The sequence below is a fragment of the Streptomyces sp. NPDC005808 genome, from assembly GCF_042871385.1.
Taxonomy (GTDB): Bacteria; Actinomycetota; Actinomycetes; order Streptomycetales; family Streptomycetaceae; genus Streptomyces.
Window position 1 is genome coordinate 351,009 of record NZ_JBIAIK010000005.1, and the last position, 20,225, is coordinate 371,233.

At 70.0% G+C, this 20,225-nt stretch carries 17 protein-coding genes, 1 tRNA gene and 1 pseudogene; 1 reads left to right on the forward strand and 18 read right to left on the reverse strand.

Going from position 1 to position 20,225, the window contains the following annotated elements; translation table 11 throughout:
- Position 1: 1 nt before the first annotated feature.
- From ACFYPC_RS14470 to ACFYPC_RS14495, 6 genes are all read right to left on the reverse strand, one after another.
- A complete protein-coding gene (locus tag ACFYPC_RS14470; RefSeq protein WP_388674984.1) occupies positions 2-790 on the reverse strand; it encodes a S16 family serine protease in 789 nt (262 codons plus the stop codon).
- Between the two features lie 280 nt (positions 791-1,070).
- Positions 1,071-1,712: an IclR family transcriptional regulator gene (locus ACFYPC_RS14475; RefSeq protein WP_388674987.1), complete on the reverse strand. Its 642-nt coding sequence runs from the start codon at positions 1,710-1,712 to the stop codon at positions 1,071-1,073.
- A 445-nt stretch (positions 1,713-2,157) separates the two neighbouring features.
- Positions 2,158-3,960, reverse strand: coding sequence for a DEAD/DEAH box helicase (locus tag ACFYPC_RS14480; RefSeq protein ID WP_388674990.1), 1,803 nt, complete (start codon positions 3,958-3,960; stop codon positions 2,158-2,160).
- A 116-nt stretch (positions 3,961-4,076) separates the two neighbouring features.
- Entirely contained in the window at positions 4,077-4,463 is a 387-nt protein-coding gene (locus ACFYPC_RS14485; RefSeq protein WP_388674993.1) for a type II toxin-antitoxin system death-on-curing family toxin, read from the reverse strand.
- On the reverse strand, positions 4,464-4,661 hold the full coding sequence (locus tag ACFYPC_RS14490) for an Arc family DNA-binding protein (RefSeq protein ID WP_388675268.1): 198 nt from the start codon (positions 4,659-4,661) through the stop codon (positions 4,464-4,466).
- A 45-nt stretch (positions 4,662-4,706) separates the two neighbouring features.
- Positions 4,707-6,164, reverse strand: coding sequence for an MFS transporter (locus ACFYPC_RS14495; RefSeq protein ID WP_388674996.1), 1,458 nt, complete (start codon positions 6,162-6,164; stop codon positions 4,707-4,709).
- A gap of 237 nt (positions 6,165-6,401) precedes the next feature.
- On the opposite strand from ACFYPC_RS14495, the gene ACFYPC_RS14500 reads away from it, so the two are divergent.
- Positions 6,402-6,476 (forward strand) — tRNA-Cys (locus ACFYPC_RS14500).
- 125 nt (positions 6,477-6,601) lie between these two features.
- Here the strand turns inward: ACFYPC_RS14500 and ACFYPC_RS14505 are convergent.
- The 12 genes and pseudogenes from ACFYPC_RS14505 to ACFYPC_RS14560 form a co-directional block, all read right to left on the reverse strand.
- The gene (locus ACFYPC_RS14505) at positions 6,602-7,354 is read right to left on the reverse strand and encodes an NPP1 family protein (protein WP_388675271.1); all 753 of its coding nucleotides are present in this window, start codon (positions 7,352-7,354) and stop codon (positions 6,602-6,604) included.
- A gap of 433 nt (positions 7,355-7,787) precedes the next feature.
- The gene (locus tag ACFYPC_RS14510) at positions 7,788-8,966 is read right to left on the reverse strand and encodes an SUKH-4 family immunity protein (protein ID WP_388674999.1); all 1,179 of its coding nucleotides are present in this window, start codon (positions 8,964-8,966) and stop codon (positions 7,788-7,790) included.
- A 305-nt stretch (positions 8,967-9,271) separates the two neighbouring features.
- Positions 9,272-9,505: pseudogene (locus ACFYPC_RS14515) on the reverse strand (phosphotransferase); the annotation flags it as partial.
- 47 nt (positions 9,506-9,552) lie between these two features.
- Positions 9,553-9,681, reverse strand: coding sequence for a hypothetical protein (locus ACFYPC_RS14520; RefSeq protein WP_388675001.1), 129 nt, complete (start codon positions 9,679-9,681; stop codon positions 9,553-9,555).
- On the reverse strand, positions 9,678-11,984 hold the full coding sequence (locus tag ACFYPC_RS14525; protein WP_388675004.1) for a xanthine dehydrogenase family protein molybdopterin-binding subunit: 2,307 nt from the start codon (positions 11,982-11,984) through the stop codon (positions 9,678-9,680). Before ACFYPC_RS14525 ends, ACFYPC_RS14520 begins: the two co-directional genes overlap by 4 nt.
- The gene (locus tag ACFYPC_RS14530) at positions 11,981-13,579 is read right to left on the reverse strand and encodes a 2Fe-2S iron-sulfur cluster-binding protein (RefSeq protein WP_388675007.1); all 1,599 of its coding nucleotides are present in this window, start codon (positions 13,577-13,579) and stop codon (positions 11,981-11,983) included. The genes ACFYPC_RS14525 and ACFYPC_RS14530 overlap by 4 nt, the downstream gene beginning before the upstream one ends.
- Complete coding sequence (locus ACFYPC_RS14535) at positions 13,576-14,469, reverse strand: FAD binding domain-containing protein (RefSeq protein WP_388675010.1); 894 nt, start codon at positions 14,467-14,469, stop codon at positions 13,576-13,578. Before ACFYPC_RS14535 ends, ACFYPC_RS14530 begins: the two co-directional genes overlap by 4 nt.
- A gap of 321 nt (positions 14,470-14,790) precedes the next feature.
- The gene (locus ACFYPC_RS14540) at positions 14,791-16,416 is read right to left on the reverse strand and encodes a beta-N-acetylhexosaminidase (RefSeq protein WP_388675013.1); all 1,626 of its coding nucleotides are present in this window, start codon (positions 16,414-16,416) and stop codon (positions 14,791-14,793) included.
- Position 16,417: 1 nt separating this feature from the next.
- Positions 16,418-17,263, reverse strand: a complete 846-nt coding sequence (locus ACFYPC_RS14545) for a carbohydrate ABC transporter permease (protein ID WP_388675016.1) — start codon at positions 17,261-17,263, stop codon at positions 16,418-16,420.
- A complete protein-coding gene (locus ACFYPC_RS14550) occupies positions 17,260-18,204 on the reverse strand; it encodes a carbohydrate ABC transporter permease (RefSeq protein ID WP_388675018.1) in 945 nt (314 codons plus the stop codon). The genes ACFYPC_RS14545 and ACFYPC_RS14550 overlap by 4 nt, the downstream gene beginning before the upstream one ends.
- A gap of 4 nt (positions 18,205-18,208) precedes the next feature.
- The gene (locus tag ACFYPC_RS14555) at positions 18,209-19,504 is read right to left on the reverse strand and encodes an extracellular solute-binding protein (RefSeq protein WP_388675021.1); all 1,296 of its coding nucleotides are present in this window, start codon (positions 19,502-19,504) and stop codon (positions 18,209-18,211) included.
- 414 nt (positions 19,505-19,918) lie between these two features.
- Complete coding sequence (locus ACFYPC_RS14560) at positions 19,919-20,218, reverse strand: DUF3039 domain-containing protein (RefSeq protein ID WP_266460965.1); 300 nt, start codon at positions 20,216-20,218, stop codon at positions 19,919-19,921.
- Positions 20,219-20,225 lie beyond the last annotated feature (7 nt).

Consider the following 20,225-nt stretch of genomic DNA (forward strand, 5'->3'; position numbering starts at 1 on the left):
GTCAGCAGCTCGGGACCGAGCCCGTCCCCTTCTCCAGAGCCACCAGTGAGTCCACCGCTCCCTTGAGGGTGGTCACCGGAACCAGGCGCAGCCCCTTGGGCAGTTCCACCTTGGCGTCCGAGCACTCCGCCTTCGGGACCAGGAAGACCGTCGCGCCGTCGCGCCGGGCGGCCTGCGTCTTGAGGGCGACGCCACCGACCGCGCCGACATTGCCGTCGGCGTCGATCGTCCCCGTACCCGCGATGGTGCGTCCGCCGGTGAGGTCGCCCCCACTGCCGTCGCCGTCCAGCTTGTCGACGATGCCGAGCGAGAAGAGCAGTCCGGCGCTGGGGCCGCCGACGTCGGCGAGCCTGAGGGTGACCTTGACGCCGTCCTTCTCGCCCAGGTACGAGAGCGCCGCCTCGGAGGCCGTGTCCTGCGACTCCTTCATCTGGTCCGCGTTGTACTGCTCGATCTCCTTGACGCTGTCGCCGCTGGGGTAGACCGAGTCACGCGGCATCACGGCCTGGTCCGTGCGGAACCAGGCATCGAGTACGTCCCCGAGGTGGACGCTCGCGTCCGGTCCCGTCGCCTCGATCGTCGTCATCCGAAGCTGCCCGGTCGTCTTGCGGGTGGCCGCGCCCGTGATCGTGATCACCGGGTTCCCCTCGTTCTCCCCGAGGACATTCGCCGTCATCCCCGGCTGCGTCAGCGAGAACGGCAACGGCGCGAACACCGCCACCGCAAGCAGAGCCACAACGGGAACAGCGCAGACGGCAACGGCCTTGGGGCGCGTGAGACGAGAAAGCACGGGGTCAATCTAACGTGAGGCTGCAAGGGCCTTGGCTGTGGGCTGCGCGCCGCCGTAACCGGCCTCGCTGTGGGCGTGCGTGCCGCCGCACCGTCATAGCTGTGGGCATGTGTGCCGCTAGGGGCGGCACGGGTGGGCACAGCGGCACCCCGTACAGCGCCGGGCTGCGCGACTCACCTCGACCCCAGCCCCACCCCGGGGTGCCGACCCGGCCACGCCCAGCACCCACCCCGAGTGCCCACCCAGCCACGCCAGGGCCTCAACCCCGCCGAGCCCGCGCTCAGCGCAACGCATCCGCCACTTCCCGAGCCGCATCCAACACCCGCGGCCCCACCCGCTCCGGCACGGCATCCGCGAGCATCACCACACCCACGCTTCCCTCGACCCCGGTCACCCCGACCAGCGGAGCCGCGGCCCCGCTGGCCCCGGCCTCCAACTCCCCATGCGTCAGCGTGAATCCGCACTCCCCGACCGGCGCCTGCCGCGCGGCGAGAATCGCGCGCCCCGCGGCGCCCCGGTCCAGCGGATGCCGGAACCCGGCGCGGTAGGCGACGTGATAGTCCGTCCACGACGGCTCGACGACGGCGACGGCAAGCGCCTCGCTACCGTCGACGAGCGTGAGATGAGCGGTCGCCCCGATGTCCTCCGCGAGCGAGCGCAACGCGGGCAGCGCGGCCTCCCGTACCAGCGGATGCACCTGACGGCCGAGCCGCAGCACCCCGAGCCCGACCCGGGCACGGCCGCCCAGATCACGGCGTACGAGAGCGTGCTGCTCCAGCGTGGCGAGCAACCGGTACACCACGGTCCGGTTGACACCCAGTTTGTTCGAGAGTTCGGTGACGGTCAGCCCGTGATCGGTGTCGGCGAGCAGCTTGAGGACGCGCAGTCCCCGGTCGAGCGTCTGAGAGGTCTCCGCGGTCACGACGCCCACTCCTTAGTGGTGAGGTCGACGGCCCCCTCGCGGCGGTTGCGGCACCGAGTCCCGTCGGCGACGCGCTTTCAGAGGCCGCCGGTCGGCTGGCGACCCGGGTTGCTCCCGGGCGGAGTCGCTTCACGGCTGCGCTCCGCGGCTGCGCTGCCACGGGGCGTGTGCGTAGCGGGACAGTAGCGAGCCGGTTCGCTCAGCGGAAGGCACCGTCCAGAATCCGGGCATCCCCTGATGTGAACTCATTTCGTTTGCCCCGATTCGCACGGCGCTCGCCACTGGGTGTGCACCACCTCGACACACAGCGCACACGCCCCGATGTGCGCCGGAGCGGCAGAAACACGCCTCGCGCGCACACCGCCGTCGGCGCCGCCTAAGAACAGCAGCCGGGCACCCCGGCCGGCGCCGTCCCAAGCACAGCGCCCAAGCACAGCGCTCAGCGTCACCGCATCCGCGTAGCCCACTCCTGCACTTTGGCGATCCGCTGCCGCAACTGCCCCGCCGTGGCCTCCGCGCTGGGCGGCCCCCCGCACACGCGGCGCAGCTCGGTGTGGATCACGCCGTGCGGCTTGCCGCTCTGGTGGACGTACGCGCCGACCATGGTGTTGAGCTGCTTCCTGAGCTCCAGCATCTCCTTGTGGGAGACCACGGGCCGCCGCTCGGCGGGCAGTTCGAGAAGGTCCGCCTCGTCGTCCGGCTTCTTGCGGCTGTGCGCGATCTGCCGGGCCTGCCGCTTCTGGAGCAGCATCTGGACCTGGTCGGGCTCCAACAGCCCTGGAATCCCCAGGTAGTCCTGCTCCTCGGCGCTCCCCGGGTGGGCCTGCATGCCGAACTCGGCGCCGTCGTACAGCACCCGGTCGAAGACTGCCTCGGACTCCAGCGCCTCGAAGGAGAACTGCTCCTGCTCCCCGGTGTCCTCGTCCTCCTCCCGGTTCGCCTCCTCCATCTCCTTCTCGGACTCGGCGTACGGGTCCTCCTCGCCCTCTTTCTTGGGCTTGTCGAGGACGTGGTCGCGCTCGACCTCCATCTCGCTTGCGAAGCCGAGGAGGTTGGGAATGGTCGGGAGGAACACGGAGGCGGTCTCGCCGCGCCGCCGGGAGCGCACGAAGCGTCCGACGGCCTGGGCGAAGAAGAGGGGCGTGGAGATGGTGGTGGCGTACACGCCGACGGCGAGCCGCGGTACGTCCACCCCCTCGGACACCATGCGCACCGCGACCATCCACCGGTCGTCGCTGTGGCTGAACTCGTCGATGCGGTTCGAGGCGCCGGTGTCGTCGGACAGGACGAGGGTGGCCTTGGTCCCGGTGATGTCGCGGATGAGCTTGGCGTAGGCGCGGGCCGACTCCTGGTCGGACGCGATGACCAGAGCACCCGCATCCGGAATGCCCTTCCTGACCTCCGTCAGCCGCTGGTCGGCGGCGCGCAGCACGCTCGGCATCCACTCGCCGCGCGGGTCGAGAGCGGTGCGCCAGGCCTGAGAGATGGCGTCCTTGGTCATGGGCTCGCCGAGCTTGGCGGCGATCTCGTCGCCGGCCTTCGTGCGCCAGCGCATGTTGCCGCTGTAGGAGAGGAAGATGACGGGCCGCACGACTCCGTCGCCGAGCGCGGCCCCGTACCCGTACGTGTAGTCGGCCGAGGAACGCCGGATCCCGTCGTTCCCCTCCTCGTACGCGACGAAGGGGATGGGGTTGGTGTCGGACCGGAAGGGCGTACCGGTGAGCGCGAGCCGCCGTGTGGCCGGCTCGAACGCCTCCAGGCACGCCTCGCCCCACGACTTGGAGTCACCGGCGTGGTGGATCTCGTCGAGGATGACGAGGGTCTTGCGCTGCTCCACCCGGTTGCGGTGCAGCATGGGCCGCACACCGACACCGGCGTACGTGACGGCGATGCCCTGGTACTCCTTGCTGAGCGGCCCCGCGCTGTACTCGGGGTCCAGCTTGATCCCTATCCGCGCGGCCGCCTCCGCCCACTGCTTCTTCAGATGCTCGGTCGGCGCGACCACGGTCACCTGCTGCACGACATGGTGGTGCAGCAGCCAGGACGCGAGCGTCAGCGCGAACGTGGTCTTGCCGGCGCCGGGCGTGGCGACGGCCAGGAAGTCGCGTGGCTGTTCCTGGACGTACCTCTCCATCGCCCCCTGCTGCCAGGCACGCAGCTTGTTGGCGGTGCCCCAGGGGGCGCGGCCGGGAAAGGCGGGTGAGAGGTGGTGGGACGAGGCAGCGGCGCTGGCAGCGGTGGTAGTCACGGTCTCCGTGTATGGGTCGAGCGGCTCGGCTACGTATGACAACCGGGCCACCCTACCGGCGCCCTGGACGCGTCAACGCGCGGACTACGCCGGGTCACTCGTGGATGGGACTCAGGTCACATCGCCTCGTGCAGCGCCTTCAATCGCCGGGCGATCATCGACACGTCCTCCAAGCTGCCGGCGGCCACCTCGATGACGAGCTTGTACGCCTCTTCCTGATCGACATCGAGCATCTCGGTGCCGTTGAAGTCGAGGAAGACGACGGTGGACATCCACGCCATGCGCTTATTGCCGTCCACCAGAGGATGGTTCACGGCGAGAGACTGCAGTAGTGCTGCGGCCTTCTCGAAAAGGTCCGTGTACGCCTCGACGCCGAACATCTGCGACTGGGGGCGGTGGACGGCCGAGCTGAGCAGACCCAGGTCACGCACGGCAACCTGCGTCTGATCCCCACACGCCAGCTCCGCCAGGTCCAGGACCTCCTGGACCGTGAGGTACTTCATCTACTCCCCCAGCCGACGCAGCAGGTCGGCGTGGCCCGCCGCATACTTGGCCCCCAGGCGGCGAACCGTGGCCCGGTCCGCCTCCTGCTCCAGATACCGGTCGATCGCCTGAAGCACTACGGCGTGCATGCTGCGCCCCTCCTCCTCGGCACGCAGCTTGAGCGCCTCCTGCTGGTCGTCGCGCAGACGAAGGTTCATAGCCATACCACGACGGTACCATTATCGGGGCCATAGTGGTACCACTCAAGCGTGAGCACCCCGCACCCGCGTGGTAACCCACGCCCCCACCAACGCCACCCCCGCCATCGGCAGGAACACCGCCGCGAAGGCTGCCGGGTGGGAGCCGGAGGCCGAGGTGGCCGTGTGGCTCACCGTGCCGCCGCCCAGCGCGGCGAAGGCGGCGCCGCCCGCGGCAAGCAGCAGCACATTGGCCAGGCCGTCGGAGATCTGCAGCGAGGCGGAGTTCGTGCCGGCCTCCTCGGGCGCCGAGAGATGGAGCAGCAGCACGCTGGTCGAGGCGATCACCAGCCCCATCCCGAGGCACCCGAACCCCCAGGCGACGGCGACGATCCAGACGGGCACGGCGTGGATCAGGACGCTCGGCGCGGTGGCGATCGCCGCCGCGACCAGCACCATGCCGAGGAACATCAACCGCTCCCGGTACGGCTCCACCCGCGGCCTCGACTGGATGTAGGAACCCAGCGCCCAGGTCGCGCCGCCCGCCGCGAGCGAGAACCCGGCGAGCGTCGGCGACAGCCCCCGCTGGGTGACGAGCATGAGCGGCACGAAGGACTCGGCGGCGATGAAGGAGCCGGCCGCGACCCCCCGGAGGAGCACCACGGACGGCAGTCCGCGCGCCGCCCGGTAGGTGCCGCGGGGCAGCAGTCCGAGAACGGCGGGGACGAGCAGCGCGGTGCCCGCCACGGCGGGGACGAGCGAGAACCAGGTCAGATCCTGGGCGGCGTACTGGAGGATCCCTGCACCGCAGGAGATGCCGAGCGCGAGCCGGATGCGCCGCCGGTCGAAAGGCGCACGCCCCTTCCCTTCGATCTCCTCGTCCGGTCTGGACGTCCGTCGCCGTATCTGCGGCAGCGCGAGGGCCAGCGGGAGAACGACCAGAACAGGTATCCCGATGAACACCCAACGCCAGCCGAGGTGTTCGGTGACCGCGCCCGCGGCGAGCGGCCCGACCACGGACGGGATCACCCAGCTCGCCGCGAACGCCGCCATGATCGACGGCCGCAGCCGCTCCGGGTAGGCCCGCCCCACGACCACGTACAAGGCGACGATCACCAGCCCGCCGCCGAACCCCTGCACCGCCCGCCCGAGGATGAACAGCCACATGGCCCCCGCGGTGCCGCACAGCAGTAGCCCGGCGGCGAAGGCGGATATCCCGGCGGTCAGCGAGGCCAGCGGCCCGTCCCGGTCCGACCACTGCCCGGCGAGCACCATCCCGAACAGGCTCGTCGTGAAGTACGCCGAAAACGCGAAGGCGTACAAGGACACCCCGTCCAGCTCCCGCGCCGCGACCGGCATGGCCGTCCCGACCGCCGTCGCCTCGAACGCGATCAGCAGCACGACGGAGACGATCCCGATACTGAGCGCCCGATGCTCCCGGCCCAGCACGCCGTCGTCGGCGTCGGAGGCGGCAGCGGTCTCCGCCGGTGACGTTGCTGCATTGCGTCCGTCCAGGCCAGTCATGCCCGTCAGGGTAAGGGGCGTACCCCACCATGGCCCCTGTCCTGAGACCGTGATCGCCTGAGCCTTTCGTCGTACGACCACCGCCTACGAGATCGCCGAACGCTCCCGCCCGCCCGTTCGTGAACGGCGCATGGCAGTCCCGTTGCAGCGCCCACGCACCCCTTGAGCCCCGCGCCGCCCCCGCCTACGGTCGACTCATCAGGTTCGGAACGAGTGAGCCGTGCCGCACCTGAGTACGGCCGTGTGCCCGAGTGGTTCAGGGACTCGCCTGCAAAGCGAGTTACGCGGGTTCGATTCCCGCCACGGCCTCCAGTACAGGTTCTGACCAGCGCATTTCCCTGGTCGGGCAGACCCTGGCGCACAGAAGGGCGGTCCTCCCGAGGAGGACCGCCCTTCTGTGTGACTCACGGCCGGTGAACAGGAACCGGCTCGCGTTGTCAGGCGTACGGGTTGAACGCGATTCCGGCCGGCATCGAGTAGGAGAGGTTGTCGTTGAACGAACCGTCCTTGATCTTGATCGTGGCGTCACCGAAATTGGCGCTCATGAGCTTGTCGCGGAAACCTGCCGGGTAGCCGTCCCAGCCGACGAGACGCGGGAAGAACCAGCCGCCGGTGGCGTTTTCCGCCGGTTCGTCATTGGTGTTCGCGAAACGGAAAACGTGCGTTGACGCGCCGTCCTTGTGGTAGACGATTTTGGCGTGGTTTCCGTCGAAGCGTATCGAGGAAGCGGGAAGCACCTGATAGGTGCTGTGCTGCGACACCGAGACGTACTGGACCTGGTTGTTGTAGATCCACACGATGACGTGTTCCCAGTCGTGCCGGTGCCCGATGGCCGCGGGTCCCAGAGTGGCCTGGTCCTTCTCGAAGTAGCTGGCGTACATGACCGCACACCAGCCGTTGTTGCACTTTTCACGGGAGTACGTGTTGGCGTTGTTCAGCTGGCCGGGGTCATGGCAATTGCCGTTCACATCTCCGCCCAGCGACAGACCGGGGTTGATGGTTCCGTCGGCGCCGATGGCGGCGGTGGTGTAGCAGCCGTCCCCGTCGTAGTCGTAGGCCGGGGAGAACGTCTGCTCCAGACCGGAGGCGTTCTGCGGCAGAGCCTGGAGGACGCTGGCGTTCGCGCTGGTCGGCAGCGCGACGACCAGAGCCAGGGCGCTGAGCGCGCCGACGATCGCGGAACGACTCAGCGCCCTGCCGGAGCGCTTCGAGCGAGGTGCCGTTCCCTCGGGGGGCGTGGTCGACTGCAGCGTGCTGCGCACACCAACTCCTCAACAATAAAAGTGAAACAAAAACCACCCAGGGATTCCCTGATTCGAGATCGGCGGCCTTTGCGCGACAGAGTGACGCGGCTTCAAATTAGCCCAGGGGGACCTGAGTTACAAGAAAGAATGCAACACCGGCGTATTCCTCAAAACGGCATTCCGGATATTGCCCAGAATCCGTAGGGCCGAGAAGCGGAGAAATTTAACATTGGGCCTATTTCAGGCAACCGATCACTCGCCGAGGCGAGGCGGGGTGATTTACATGCGAAGTGGTAGGACTCCCGGCAAATAGACCGGCCAGCCGGGAACAACCTGTGAATCACCTTTGAGGGCGCACTCCGTGGCGGGCAGCCACGGCTTACCGATACAGCGTTCCGCTTGCCCGGTCCTCGAATATCTCGGGCCAGTAGCGCCGGCCGTCGTCGCCGGGCAGGGCCGGGGTCGGGTCGCAGGCGAGGGGGTCGACCGTGGCCAGGGTCTGGGACATGGTGGCGGCGAGTTGTTCATAGGCGTCGCTGAGGTCGTGGGCCGCGTCCAGGGACTTCTCGCGGTGCAGCAGCCAGAGGGTGAACGCGAGTGTGGAGATGTCGGCGTTGAGGGGGCGGAGGATGAGGTCCGGCTCGCTCCACGCCAGCACGGCGCCGGTGGCGCCGTCCACCACAAGGCTGGTGTCCTCCAGCAGATAGCCGAGGCGTATCAGACGGTCGGCGGCAGCGGGGAGTTCGTCGGCGGTGAAGTCGCCGGGGCGCTCGTCCGCGTAGTACTCGCTGAGCGTCGGCAGAGGCACCTCCGTGTCCAGCTGGAAGACGAAGCCGTCCTCCGGCAGGCCCGTCTCGCACAGGAAACGGCGCGTCGGCCCGTGGGTGAGCGCGGCCGGGAAGTCGACGTCCTCGAAGCGCATGATCCCGCCCGCGCCGAACTCCTCGTCCAGCAACCGCTTCGGCAGGTCCAGGACGAGTCCCTCCCCGGGCCCCGCCATCCGGGCCAGTGGACGGATCAGCGCGGCCATCCGCCAGAACAGCGGCACCTCGTCGCCCGCCACGCCCTCGAAGACTGCGGCCAGCCGGTCCGACACCTCGGTGACCGCCTTCGGGCCGAAGCGTGTCTCGTACGACGTGAAGCTCCCCTCGGAGGCCGTCAGCTCCTCCGTGGCCGCCGCGAAGCGGACCAGCGCCTCCAGGGAGGGGGCCAGCGGCGAGAGGTCCATCGGCGTCGGGCTCCGATGGATGTACGTCGTGGAGACCTCGCCCGTCACGCTGTCCAGGACGATCGACTCCAGGTCCCTGTCGAAGGTCCGCAAGGCCCCTACGACCAGCTGGTCCTGGAGCTCCTCCGCGAGCCTCTCCGCGTCGCCGGCCAGGTCCGCGAGTCTGCGCAGCCCGTGTTCCCGCAGTGTGCCGAACCCCACAAGGGTGCCGTCACCGGGCAGTCCGGGACCGGTCAGCCACTGGCGCGTCCCCGCGTGCGTGATGTACGGATACAACTCGTCGTCGGTCAGTGTGATCGCGCCGCCGACGTCGGTGTCAGTCGTGCTCATGGCTCCCCCGCGCATATGTACGCATCGTGCTTCCCCCGAGCAAGGAACACCCCGTCGTCCAGGGGCAGTTCCCACTGAGTCAGAACCATACGCCGCACCACTGACAACGCCCGGAAACTCCGGCACAGGCGCTGAACGGGCACCACACCGACCCCGCACGGGCGCCGCTCCCGCACCGCGCCGGCACCGCTCCGGCACCCGCACGGGCCTCAAGCGCGAGAACAACGCCGCACCCACCGCCCGGAATCCCCCGGTTCGCGCCACCTCGGTCGCGCCACCCCGGTCGCGCCACCCCGGTTCGCGCAACCGGCCTGCGCGTACGCGTCCACGGTGGCCGCCGACAGGCCGTACCGCAGCCGGAGTTGCGCCTCGGCCTCGCCGCCCGCGCCGGGTTCGTACTCCTCGCGCCCGGAAACGATCATGCGCCGGAACACATCACCGCGTACATGCGCCGCCCGCGGCAGCCGCTCCGCAAGAGCCTGCGCGACGGACGACTTCCCCGCGGCCATGATCCCCGTGATCAGGACGACACCGTCCATCGAACGCCCCCGTCCGGCAAGGCCACGCCCATCAAAGGCCACGCCCATCAGGCGAAGTACACGCCGCCCACGACTACCACCACAGCCGCCACCACGAACAGCAGCACCCACAGCGCCAGTTTCCCGACCCCGGGCGCGGGTTCGTAGCGCGGCGGCTCCGGATCCGGCCCGCTCACGGCGTCGTCACCACAGCCGCCTGGGGCCGTATCGGCAGTCGGTTCACCGGTCGCCCCGTAGCCGCCCGCACCGCCGAGGCCACCGCTGCCGGAGTCGTCACGACGGGCACCGCGCTGGCCGCCTTCGCGCCGAAGGGGGCGACGACATCGCGCTCCTCGACGAGCTTGACGATGCGGATGTCGGGGGCGTCCAGGGAGGTGGGAAGGGCGTAACCGGTGAGGTCGGGGTGGCGGACGAGACCGCGTGCGGTGCGCAGGTTCTCCGTCAGCGCGGCGCCGACGCCCTGCGTGACGCCCGCCTCGATACGGGCCGCGAGCTGCGCGGGGTTGAGGATCCGGCCCACGTCCTGGGCGAGGGCCAGTTCCACGACGCGGACCGAGCCGAGTTCGATGTCGACGTCGACCACCGCGCGGATCGCGCAGAAGGCGAGGCCGACGAAGGCGTCGCCCTGGCCGGCGGCGTCCAGCGGCTCGGTCGGATGCGGACGGCACTGAGCCGTGGCCCACAGTTCCTTGCCGTCCATCGCCTCGGTGACCGTCGTGGACAGGACTCCGTCGTACGACGTGATCTTGCCGTCGGTGATCTGGAGGAGTTCGGTCGACATCCCGAACTTGTGCGCCAGGGGCTGCAACAGCTGCGTACGGACCATCTTCGCGGCGCGTTCCACCGCGCCGCCCGACACCCAGGTGTGGCGGCCTCGGCAGCTCGGGCCCGCCGGAGGCTGGTCGGTGTCGACGGGAGCCACGTGCACCTCGTCGATGCCGAGGGTCTCCTGGACGATCTGCCGGGCCAGCGTGGTGAAGCCCTGGCCGGTCTCGACGGCCGCGCAGAGCACCGTGGCGACGCCGTCGTGGACCTTCACGGTGGCCGTCGACACCTCGTCCGCGCCCTCGGCGCCGAGCATGTGCACCATGCCCAGGCCGTAGCCGACACCGCGGCGTACGGCGCCCGGTTCGCCCGCGCCCTCGGGGCCGCCCGGGAGCAGCCACTCGTCCTCGGGGGTGTCCTTGGGGAGGGCGGGAAGCGGGTAGTCCCGTACGGCCTGGAGCAGTTCGGCGACCGGGGCCGGGCAGGTCACCGTCTGGCCGGTGGGAAGCACGTCTCCGGTGGCCATCACATTGCGCAGGCGCAGCTCCGCGGGGTCGATGCCCAGCCGCTTCGCCAGTTTGTCCATCTGCGCCTCGTAGGCGGCACAGACCTGCATGGCGCCCTCGCCGCGCACATGGCCGGAGGGCGGGTTGTTGGTGCGGACGGCCCAGCCCTCGATGAAGGCGTTCGGGACGACGTACGGCCCGCAGGCGAAGGCGACGGCGGCGGCCAGCGACTCCGAGGAGGTGTCCGCGTAGGCGCCCGCGTCCAGGAGGATCTGCGCCTCGACCTTCACCAGCTTGCCGTCGGCGTCCGCGTGGTGGCGGTAGCGGAGCAGGGTGGGGTGGCGGTGGGCGTGACCGAGGAAGGACTCTTCCCGCGTAGCGGTGATCTTCACCGGGCAGCCGGTCTTCAACGCGAGCAGACCGAGCGGGAGTTGGACGCCCTGGTCCTCGCGGTCGGCGGTGGCTCCGGGCACGCCGGTGACGACGACCTTCACGCGCTCGGGCTCCAGGCCGTAGCAGGCGGCGGCCGTGTCGCGGTCGGTGTGCGGGTCGGTGGAGGCCACGTAGAGCTCGACTCCGCCGTCGGGGCGGGGTACGGCGAGACCGGCCTCGGCGCCGATGGGGGCGGGGTCCTGGCGGCCGATGCGGTACTGGCCCTCGACGACGATCTCGCCTGCCGCCGCGGGGTCGCCGTGGCGCAGCGGGATGTGCCGGATCAGGTTGCCGTCGGGGTGCAGCGCCTCGGCCTCGAAGGCCAGCTCGGGGTCGGTCACCGCGTCGAGTACTTCGTACTCGACGATGACGGCCGCGGCGGCCATCCGCGCGGTGTCCGGGTGGTCGGCGGCGACGGCCGCGATGGGCTCCCCGTGGTGGCGTACGACCTCGGAGGCGAACACCGGACGGTCGGCCCTGCCACGGCCGTGCACCGGGGTGCCGGGTACGTCCTCGTGGGTGATGACGGCTCTTACGCCGGGCATCTCGCGCGCGTGGCTGGTGTCGATGGACACGATGCGCGCGTGCGGGTGGGGTGATCTGAGCACGGCGGCCCACAGCAGGCCCTCGGCCCACAGGTCGGCCGCGTACGGGAAGGTGCCCTCCGTCTTGGCGCGGGCCTCCGCGGCCGGCAGCGAGACGCCCAGCCCGTGCGGGAGGGGCTCGGTGCCCGTCCCGGGCGCCGTGGGTGAGGCGATCGCGGTTTCGTTGCTCACGCCTGGCCTCCGTCCTGGCCGTACGGCTGCTCATGCGGAGCCTGGGGGTCGTAAGGGGGGTTGTACGAAGAAGTGTCCCCGTACGCCGAGGGGTTGACGCCGCCCCCGCCCGGACCCGCCTGGTGCGGGATACGGGCCTCGTCGGGGTCCGGCTCGGATTCGGCGGTGGCGGCGGAGTGCGCCTCGCGTTCGGCGACGACCTCGCGTACGGCGTCCAGGACGCCGCGGTAGCCGGAGCAACGGCACAGGTTGCCGCACAGTGCCTGGCGGGTCTCCAGCTCGTTCGGCGCGGGGTTGCCCTCGAGGAGGTCGTGCACGGTCATCGCCATGCCGGGTACGCAGAAACCGCACTGGACCGCACCGCACTTGGCCAGCGCGCGCTGTACGTCGGAGGGCTGCCCGTCGGCGGCCAGGCCCTCCACGGTGCGTACCTCGCTGCCCGCGGCGGTGACGGCGGGCACCAGGCAGGAGGCCACGAGCCGGCCGTCCACCTGCACGTTGCAGGCGCCGCACTCGCCCTGCGAGCAGCCGTCCTTGGCGCCCGCGAGGCCGAGACGCTCACGCAGTACGTAGAGCAGTGATTCGCCGATCCAGGCGTCGGTCACCGGACGGTCGGCGCCGTTGACGCGCAGGACGTAGGAGGCGAGGGGGTGTTCGTCGTGCGGGGCGGTGACGGGGGGCTCGGTGTCCGCCGCCGTCTCCGTGGCCTCCAGTACCCCGGATTCCTCGCGGGCCTGGTCCGCGCCAGGCGCCTCAGGAGCCTCGTGAGCGGGCTCGGCGGCCTCCTGGACGTCCTGCGCGGGCGATCCGGCCGGTGACTGCACCGGCGGCGCCACGAGGCTCTCAGCGGGCGTCTGTGCCGATGCGCGTACGGCGTCCTCGGCGGCCTGTTCCCGCGGCTCGGCGGACCAGGCCTGCCCGATGGCTTCCGTCGTGTGGCCGGCGCTCTCCGTCGCCCAGGGAGCGGACGCGCCGCCGGGGAGCGTGGCGGGCGGCGTACCGCCCCACTGCTCGACCAGCGCGGAGGTGGTGAACTCGCCCGATTCATCCGGGATGTCCCCGCCGGCCACCGGAATCGACCACTGTCCGGTCACGTCGTTGCCCAAGGCCCCGGCCGAATCCGGATGCTGGGCCTGTCCGGGGTGACCGTCCTGCCCTGGGTGACCGTCCTGCCCTGAGTGCCCTGAGTGCCCAGAGTGCCCGGAGTGCCCGGCCAGTCCGGGCCCGGCGCCGTCCGGCGCCGCGCCCCCGAAGTCCCACTGCCCGGTGACCCCCGGGTTGTACGCGTACCCGTCACGACCGGCGTCCGCGGGCGAGCCGTTCGGGTCCGGCCACCGGACGGCGTCGGCCGGTGCGGCCCACGCTCCGCCCTGCGCCGGGTCCGCCGCGGCGGGCGCCGGGGGCGGCACTTCGATCTGCGGGGGTACGTAGCCGTGCCCGGGTGCCGCGAGCGGCTCGCGCTCCGCGAGCAGGGCCTCGATGCCGCCCTCGGGGAACTTGACGAAGGCGGTGGCTCCGTCGTCGTAGTCGCCCTGGGGCAGCGGATCCCAGCGGCCGCCCTGAGGGGCGCCCTCCGCGTGCTGGTCGTCGGTCATGACAGTGCCCTCCCCAGTGCTCGTCGGGCCAGCGCGGCGACGGTGCGACGCAGGTGCAGTACGGCGGGCGGAAGCGGTTGTACGGAGCCGTCCTCATCGGGGACGGGGTCGGGGATGCAGGCCGCGGCGACGTACTCCCCGAAGGCGTGCAGCGCCTCCGGCACGAGCGCGCGCTCCCCGTCCCAGTCGATGAGCTGGGCGACCCAGGCCTCGGCGTCCAGGGGCCGCAGCGGCATCGGCGCTATGGCACCGACGGCGCATCGCACTCCGCGCCGGGCGGGGTCGAGGACGAGCGCGACGGACGCGATGGCGCGGCCGGGACCGGTGCGTCCGGTCGCCTTCAGGAAGACCTGGGGCGCGTGCAGCAGCGGCACGCGCACGTAGCCGATGAGTTCGCCGGCGCGGAGCATCTCCACGCCCGCGAGCAGGTGCGAGACGGGGATCTCGCGGCGGGCTCCACCGGGGCCCGCGATGATCAACGCGGCTTCCAGGGCGGCCAGTACGGGCAGCGCGTCCCCGGTGGGGGACGCCGAGGCGATGTTGCCACCCAGGGTGCCCGCGTTGCGGATCTGCGGGGGGCCCGCGGCGCGCGCCGAGGCGGCGAGCGCGGGGATGAGGGCCGCGAAGTCGGGGCGGCCCATGCGTGCGTGGGTGAGTCCTGCGCCGAGCAGCGCGTGGCCGTCCAGGTACTGCCAGCCGCGGATCTCGCTGATCCTGCCGAGGCCGACGAGCGCGGCGGGCCGCAGCTGTCCGGAGTTGATCGCGGCCATGAGATCGGTGCCGCCCGCCACGGGGACGGCGGCGGGCATGGCGGCCAGGGCCGCGACCGCCTCGTCCAACGAGCCGGGCAGCGTAACGGCCTGCGCCGCCTGCGGTGCGTGCGTGGTCAAACCGGCTGCCCCTTCCCGCTGCCCCACCTGGTCCCACCTGTGCTGCCGTACGGTACGTGCTGACAGGGCGGACGTGGCAACTCTGGCACATCTTCGCCGGTCCCCGACGCGGGGGTCCGCTAGGAGGCATTCGCCCTCCTCACCAGGGAGATGGTCCGTTTTCGCACGGGATAGCCGGTGAGCGTGGAATGCCACTCTTCGGTGATTCTTGGGCGCCTTGTTCCGCGTGGGGTCACTGTTGCGAGGGCACCCCCGGAGACGCGGCACACCTCCCGGGCACGTCTCCGGGGCACGTCTCCGGGGCACGTCTCCGGAGGCACCTCACACGTTCGGGGGCTTCCCCTCGATCGGGCGTCCGAGCACGCCTGGCCGCTGCTGCCACGGCAGGGGTCCCGTAGGCGGGCGATACGCGACTCCCAGGGCGTCAAGTCGCCCGTAGTGGACGGCCATCCGCCGCTCGAAGTCGGCGAAGTCCCGTTCCGCCGGGGCGGGCAGGGCAGTCCAGGCGACCTCGGCGAAAGCAGCCAGCCTCGGGAAGGTCTGGTAGTCCACGCGTGCCTGATCCTCCATCACCTCGGTCCACACGTTGGCCTGGGCGCCGATCACGTGCCGGGCCTCCTTCTCGGTGAGCTGCGCCGGCACGGGCTCGAAGCGGTAGACGTCCTCCAGGGTGCGCACATAGCCGATGGGCACCGGTTCGTCCTCGCCCGGGGCCTGACGGTGGTCCAGGTACACCTGCTGCTCGGGGCACATCACGACGTCGTGGCCCGCGCGAGCGGCGGTGACGCCGCCCTCGTAGCCGCGCCAGGACGAGACGGCGGCGCCTTCGGCGAGGCCGCCCTCCAGGATCTCGTCCCAGCCGATCAGCCGGCGCCCGCGCGCGGAGAGCCAGTTGTCGAAGTGCCGGATGAACCAGGACTGCAACTCGGCCTCGTCCGCGAGCTCCAACTCCTCGATACGCCCCTGCGCCGTCCGTGACTCCTTCCACTGGTCCTTGGCGCACTCGTCACCGCCGACGTGAATGAACTCCGAGGGGAAAAGATCGAGCACCTCCTCGAAGACGCCCTCGTAGAAGCGCAGGACGTTGTCAGTGGGGGCGAGTACGTTTTTGGAGACGCCCCAGTTGTCCCAGACGGAGAGGGAGGTCGTGTCGATGACGTCGGTGTTGCCCAGTTCCGGATACGCGGCGATGGCCGCCTGGCTGTGCCCCGGGATGTCGATTTCGGGGACGACGGTGATATGCCGCTCGGCCGCGTACGCCACGATCTCGCGGATGTCGTCCTGGGTGTAGAAGCCTCCGTGCGGCTTCTCGTCCCACAGCGGCGAGGCCCGATGGCCGAATTTCGTACGCGCCCGCCAGGACCCGGACTCCGTCAGCTTCGGGTAGCGCTTGATCTGAACACGCCAGCCTTGGTCGTCGGTGAGGTGGAAGTGGAAGACATTGAGTTTGTGGGCGGCCAGCAGGTCGAGATAGCGGAGCACTCCGTCCTTGGGCATGAAGTGCCGGGCGACGTCGAGCATGAGGCCGCGCCAGCGGAAGCGCGGGGCGTCTTCGATCGTGACGTGCGGCACGGCCCAGGTGCGGTCGAGGCCGAGCGGGGCCTTTCGGTACGCGTCCGGGCCGATGAGCTGCCGCAGTGTCTGGGCGCCCCAGAAGACGCCGGCCGCGCTGCCACCCTCGATGAGAACACCGTCCGGGTCGCTGACGAGGCGGTACTCCTCGGGGCCGAGTTCGCGGTCGAGCTGGAGTCCGATGCCGTCGCCTTCGGTGTCGTCGAGCTCCCGCCCCTCGCGCAGCGGCAGGCCGGTGGCCTGCCGGAGGGCGTTGCGCAGCCAGTGCCCGACACCCTCCAACGCGGTGCCGGCGTAGAGCTGGGAGTGCGCCGTCAGCCGCACCTCGCCGGAACCGGCGACGACGCTGCGTGGCGCGGGAATCAGTTCAGTCACGTCAGTCCTTTACCGCTCCGCCAAGCCCGGAGACCAGCCGTCGCTGTACGAGTACGAAGAAGATCAGCACCGGAATCGTCATCACCGTGGACGCCGCCATCACGCCGCCCCAGTCCGGCTCGTCCGGCTTGTAGAAGACGAGGAGTGCCATCGGCAGGGTGGACTGCGCCGTGTCGCTGATGATGAAGGACTTGGCGAACAGAAAGTCGTTCCATGCCGAGATGAAGGAAAACACGCTGGTGGCCACCAACCCGGGGAAGACCAGCGGGAAAAGGATCTGCCAGAGGAATCGCGCACGGCTCGCCCCGTCGATGTACGCGGCCTCTTCCAGCGCCTCCGGAACCGCCTTCACGAAACCCCTCAGCATCCAGATCGCGAACGGCAGCGAGAAGGCGATGTGCGGCAGGATCAGCGAGCCCAGCGTGTTGAGCTGACCGAAGTCCCGCATCAGGAAGAAGAGAGGGATCGTCAGTGCCTCCACGGGCACCATCTGCGCGACCAGGAACATGATCAGCAGGGTGGTCCGGAAACGGAAGCGGAATCGTGTCACCGCAGTCGCCGCGAGAAACGCGATCAGCGCCGAGACGACGACCACGGTGCACGCCACGACAAGGCTGTTGAGGAAGTACCGGCCGAATTCCTGCTGTCCGAAGACCCGCCGGAAGGAATCCAGCGAGGGCGCCGGAGTCCACGGCCGGGGCTCGGTGGACTCGATCTCTCCGGCCGGCTTGAAGGCGCTGAGCACCATCCAGTACAGCGGGAAGGCGACCACGGCCGCGATCAGCAGCGCGGACACCTCGGCGGCGAGCCGCCACGGACGTCGTACGAAGCCACCCATGAGGTTCAAAGTTCCTCCCCCTGCCTGCGCAGCAGCCACAGATACACCAGCGTGACCCCCAGAAGGATGACCAGCATCACCACGCCGATCGCCGAGCCGAGGCTGTACTGCGAGGCGGCGAACGCCTTCTGGTACGCGTACACGTTCAGCACGAGGTTCTGTCCGGCGATGCCGCCGCCGTTCGTCATGACGTAGATCTGCGTGAAGAGCTTGAAGTCCCAGATGACCGACTGGATGGTGACGACGACCAGGATCGGCCGGAGCATCGGGGCGAGCACCGAGCGCCAGATCCGCCACTGCGAGGCGCCGTCCAGGGCTGCCGCCTCCAGGACCTCGGACGGCACGGCGCGGATGCCGGCGTACACCGTCACCATCACGAACGGGAAGGAGCACCAGACCACTTCGAGGAGGACGAGCGTGAAGGCGCTGAAGCGGCCGTACGTCCATGAGTGGTCGCCGAGCCCCAGCAGCCGGTTGACGGGACCGAAGTCGGGGTCGAAGAGCAGCAGCCAGACCGTGGAGCCGGTGACGGCGGGGGTCGCCCAGGCCCCGAGCGCGGCCACCATCAGCGCCAGCCTGGGCACGGCCCGTACCCGAGTGAGAAGCACGGCGAGCGCGCAACCGACGGCCAGCGTGGAGATGACGCAGGCGGCGGCGAACACGACCGTGGTGACCAGCACCTGCCAGAACTGTTCGTCGGCGAAGAGCGTCGCGTAGTTGCCGAAGCCCTCGAAGGTGGTCGGTTCGCCGCCGCTGACCTGGGCCTGGGTGTACTTGAGGAGTGAGATCAGGCCGAGTTGGTAGATGGGGTAGACGAGCAGGCCGCCGAGGACGACGAGGGCGGGGGCGAGGTAGAGCCAGGGGGTCCAGCGGGGACCGCGGCGCCCGGGGCGGGCGGGTCGCGCCTTGGCCACTGTGCCGCGCTCGGCGAGCGCGTCGTGCGTTGTCATCCGCTCAGCCCACGGAGCTGAACGCGTCGTCCATCTTCGTCGCCGCGTCCTTCGAGGCCGCCGCCACGTCCTTCTTGCCGCTGACGATCTCCTGGAACATCGTCGGCAGGACGAGCGAGGCGTCGATCTGCGCCCAGGCGGGCGAGGCCGGTACGAACTTGGCGCCCGCGGCGAGCGTCTGCACGAAGGGCTTCACGAACGGCTCCTTCTCGGCGACGTCGGCGCGCACATCGGTGTACGTCGGCAGGAAGCCCATGGCGTCGAACAGCTCACCCTGGGTCTTCTTCGACGCCAGTTCCTCCATCAGGTCGACGGCGAGCGTGCGGTGCGAGGTGCTCTTCAGCACGCCGAGGTTGTTGCCGCCGGCGAACGCCGGTGCTATCTCTCCCGACTTCAGGCCGGGCAGCGGCACGACGGCGTACTTGCCCTTGACCGCCCCCGCCGCGACCGCCGCGTGACTGAAGTCACCGCCGATGGCCATGCCCGCCTTGCCCGAAGCGAAGGCCGTCACCGTGTCGTTGCCGCCCATGCCCGCGCACTTGGCGGCCGGACAGTTGTCGTCGCCGAAGAGGGAGGTGTAGACCTCGATGCCCTTCTGGGCCGCCGAGCTGTCGATGGCGGAGGCGTACGAGCCGCCCTTGCCGTTCGCGATCTCGCCGCCGTTGGACCAGATGAACGGCATCGCGCCGTAGGTGTAGGCGCCGCCGACCGCGAGGCCGTACAGGTCCGGCTTCGCGGCGCGGATCTCCTTGGCCGTGGAGATCAACTCGGCCTGCGTCTTGGGGACTTCGAGACCGAGTTCCTCGAAGATGTCGGTGCGGTAGTAAAGGGCGCGGACGCCGACGAAGTACGGGGCGCCGTAGATCTTCCCGTCCACCGTCACGGACTGCTTGGCCGTGGGGTCGGTGTCCTTGGCGTCGCTCCAGGCGGCGAACTCCTCGGTGACGTCGGCGAGTCCGCCGTCCTTCACGTAACCGGCGGTGTCCGTGTTGCCGTACTCGATGAGATCCGGAGCGCTCTCGGGGTCGTTGAACGCGGCCTTGATGCGCTGCGCGCGGGTCTCCACGGGGATGTACTCGATCTGTACGTCGGCACCCTCGTGGGCCTTCTCGAAGGTGTCCACGGCCGCGTCGACGACCTTCTGCTTGGGTGCGTTGTTGACCTCCTGGAAGAGCCAGACCCGCAGCGTGCCGGTCTTCTCGTCCTTCTCCGAGGAGGAGTCGTCGGAGGTCTGGGGGGCGCAGGCGGCGAGAACCGCGAGGGCGGTGACGGCGACGGCTGTTCGGACAGAGAGCTTCATGGAGCATCCTCCGGTGGGGTGCGTTGCAACATACGCAATGGCTGTTTCGCTCTGCACAACACACCGGAGGCTATGGACTACATGAACATGCCCACAAGAGGTCTCAACCACTTCGTGACCACGCGACGCACTCCGTGCAACGGTCAGCCGTCGAGGGACTTCCCCTCGGGCCCGCCGAGCCCCTGGCCAACGGGCAACCCGGGAAGCAACACACGTGACAGCAGCGTCAGTTCCTCCACGGCGTCCGGCCGGCCGCCCACCGTCGAAAGCACGCCGACCGACCCCGTTCGCGCACCCGCAGCAACAACTCCACGCCCGCCCCCAGGTACGCCAAAACCGCGGCACCCCGCACCGGGATGCCGCGGACATGCTCCGTCCACCTGTGCGGCCTACTGCGCCGAAGAACCGGCGGCGTTACTTCTTGTCGCCGTCCTTGCCCTTGTCGCCCCCGCCGGCGCCCATGGACTCGTAGATCTCCTTGCACATGGGGCACACGGGGTACTTCTTCGGGTCGCGGCCCGGCACCCAGACCTTGCCGCAGAGGGCCACGACGGGCGTGCCGTCCAGGGCGCTCGCCATGATCTTGTCCTTCTGGACATAGTGGGCGAAGCGCTCGTGGTCCCCGTCACCGTGCGACACCTGCGGTGCCGGCTCTACGAGGGTCCCCGTCCCCGTGCCTCGCTGGGGCTGGGTCTCAGGCTCAAGAGTGCTCATAACAACC

Coding starts and splice junctions, on each gene's coding strand:
- ACFYPC_RS14485 (WP_388674993.1), bottom strand. CDS start 4,463: ATGAAGTACCTCACGGTCCAGGAGGTCCTGGACCTGGCGGAGCTGGCG.
- ACFYPC_RS14490 (WP_388675268.1), bottom strand. CDS start 4,661: ATGAACCTTCGTCTGCGCGACGACCAGCAGGAGGCGCTCAAGCTGCGT.
- ACFYPC_RS14495 (WP_388674996.1), bottom strand. CDS start 6,164: ATGACTGGCCTGGACGGACGCAATGCAGCAACGTCACCGGCGGAGACC.
- ACFYPC_RS14510 (WP_388674999.1), bottom strand. CDS start 8,966: ATGAGCACGACTGACACCGACGTCGGCGGCGCGATCACACTGACCGAC.
- ACFYPC_RS14530 (WP_388675007.1), bottom strand. CDS start 13,579: ATGACCGACGACCAGCACGCGGAGGGCGCCCCTCAGGGCGGCCGCTGG.
- ACFYPC_RS14550 (WP_388675018.1), bottom strand. CDS start 18,204: ATGACAACGCACGACGCGCTCGCCGAGCGCGGCACAGTGGCCAAGGCG.
- ACFYPC_RS14555 (WP_388675021.1), bottom strand. CDS start 19,504: ATGAAGCTCTCTGTCCGAACAGCCGTCGCCGTCACCGCCCTCGCGGTT.
- ACFYPC_RS14560 (WP_266460965.1), bottom strand. CDS start 20,218: ATGAGCACTCTTGAGCCTGAGACCCAGCCCCAGCGAGGCACGGGGACG.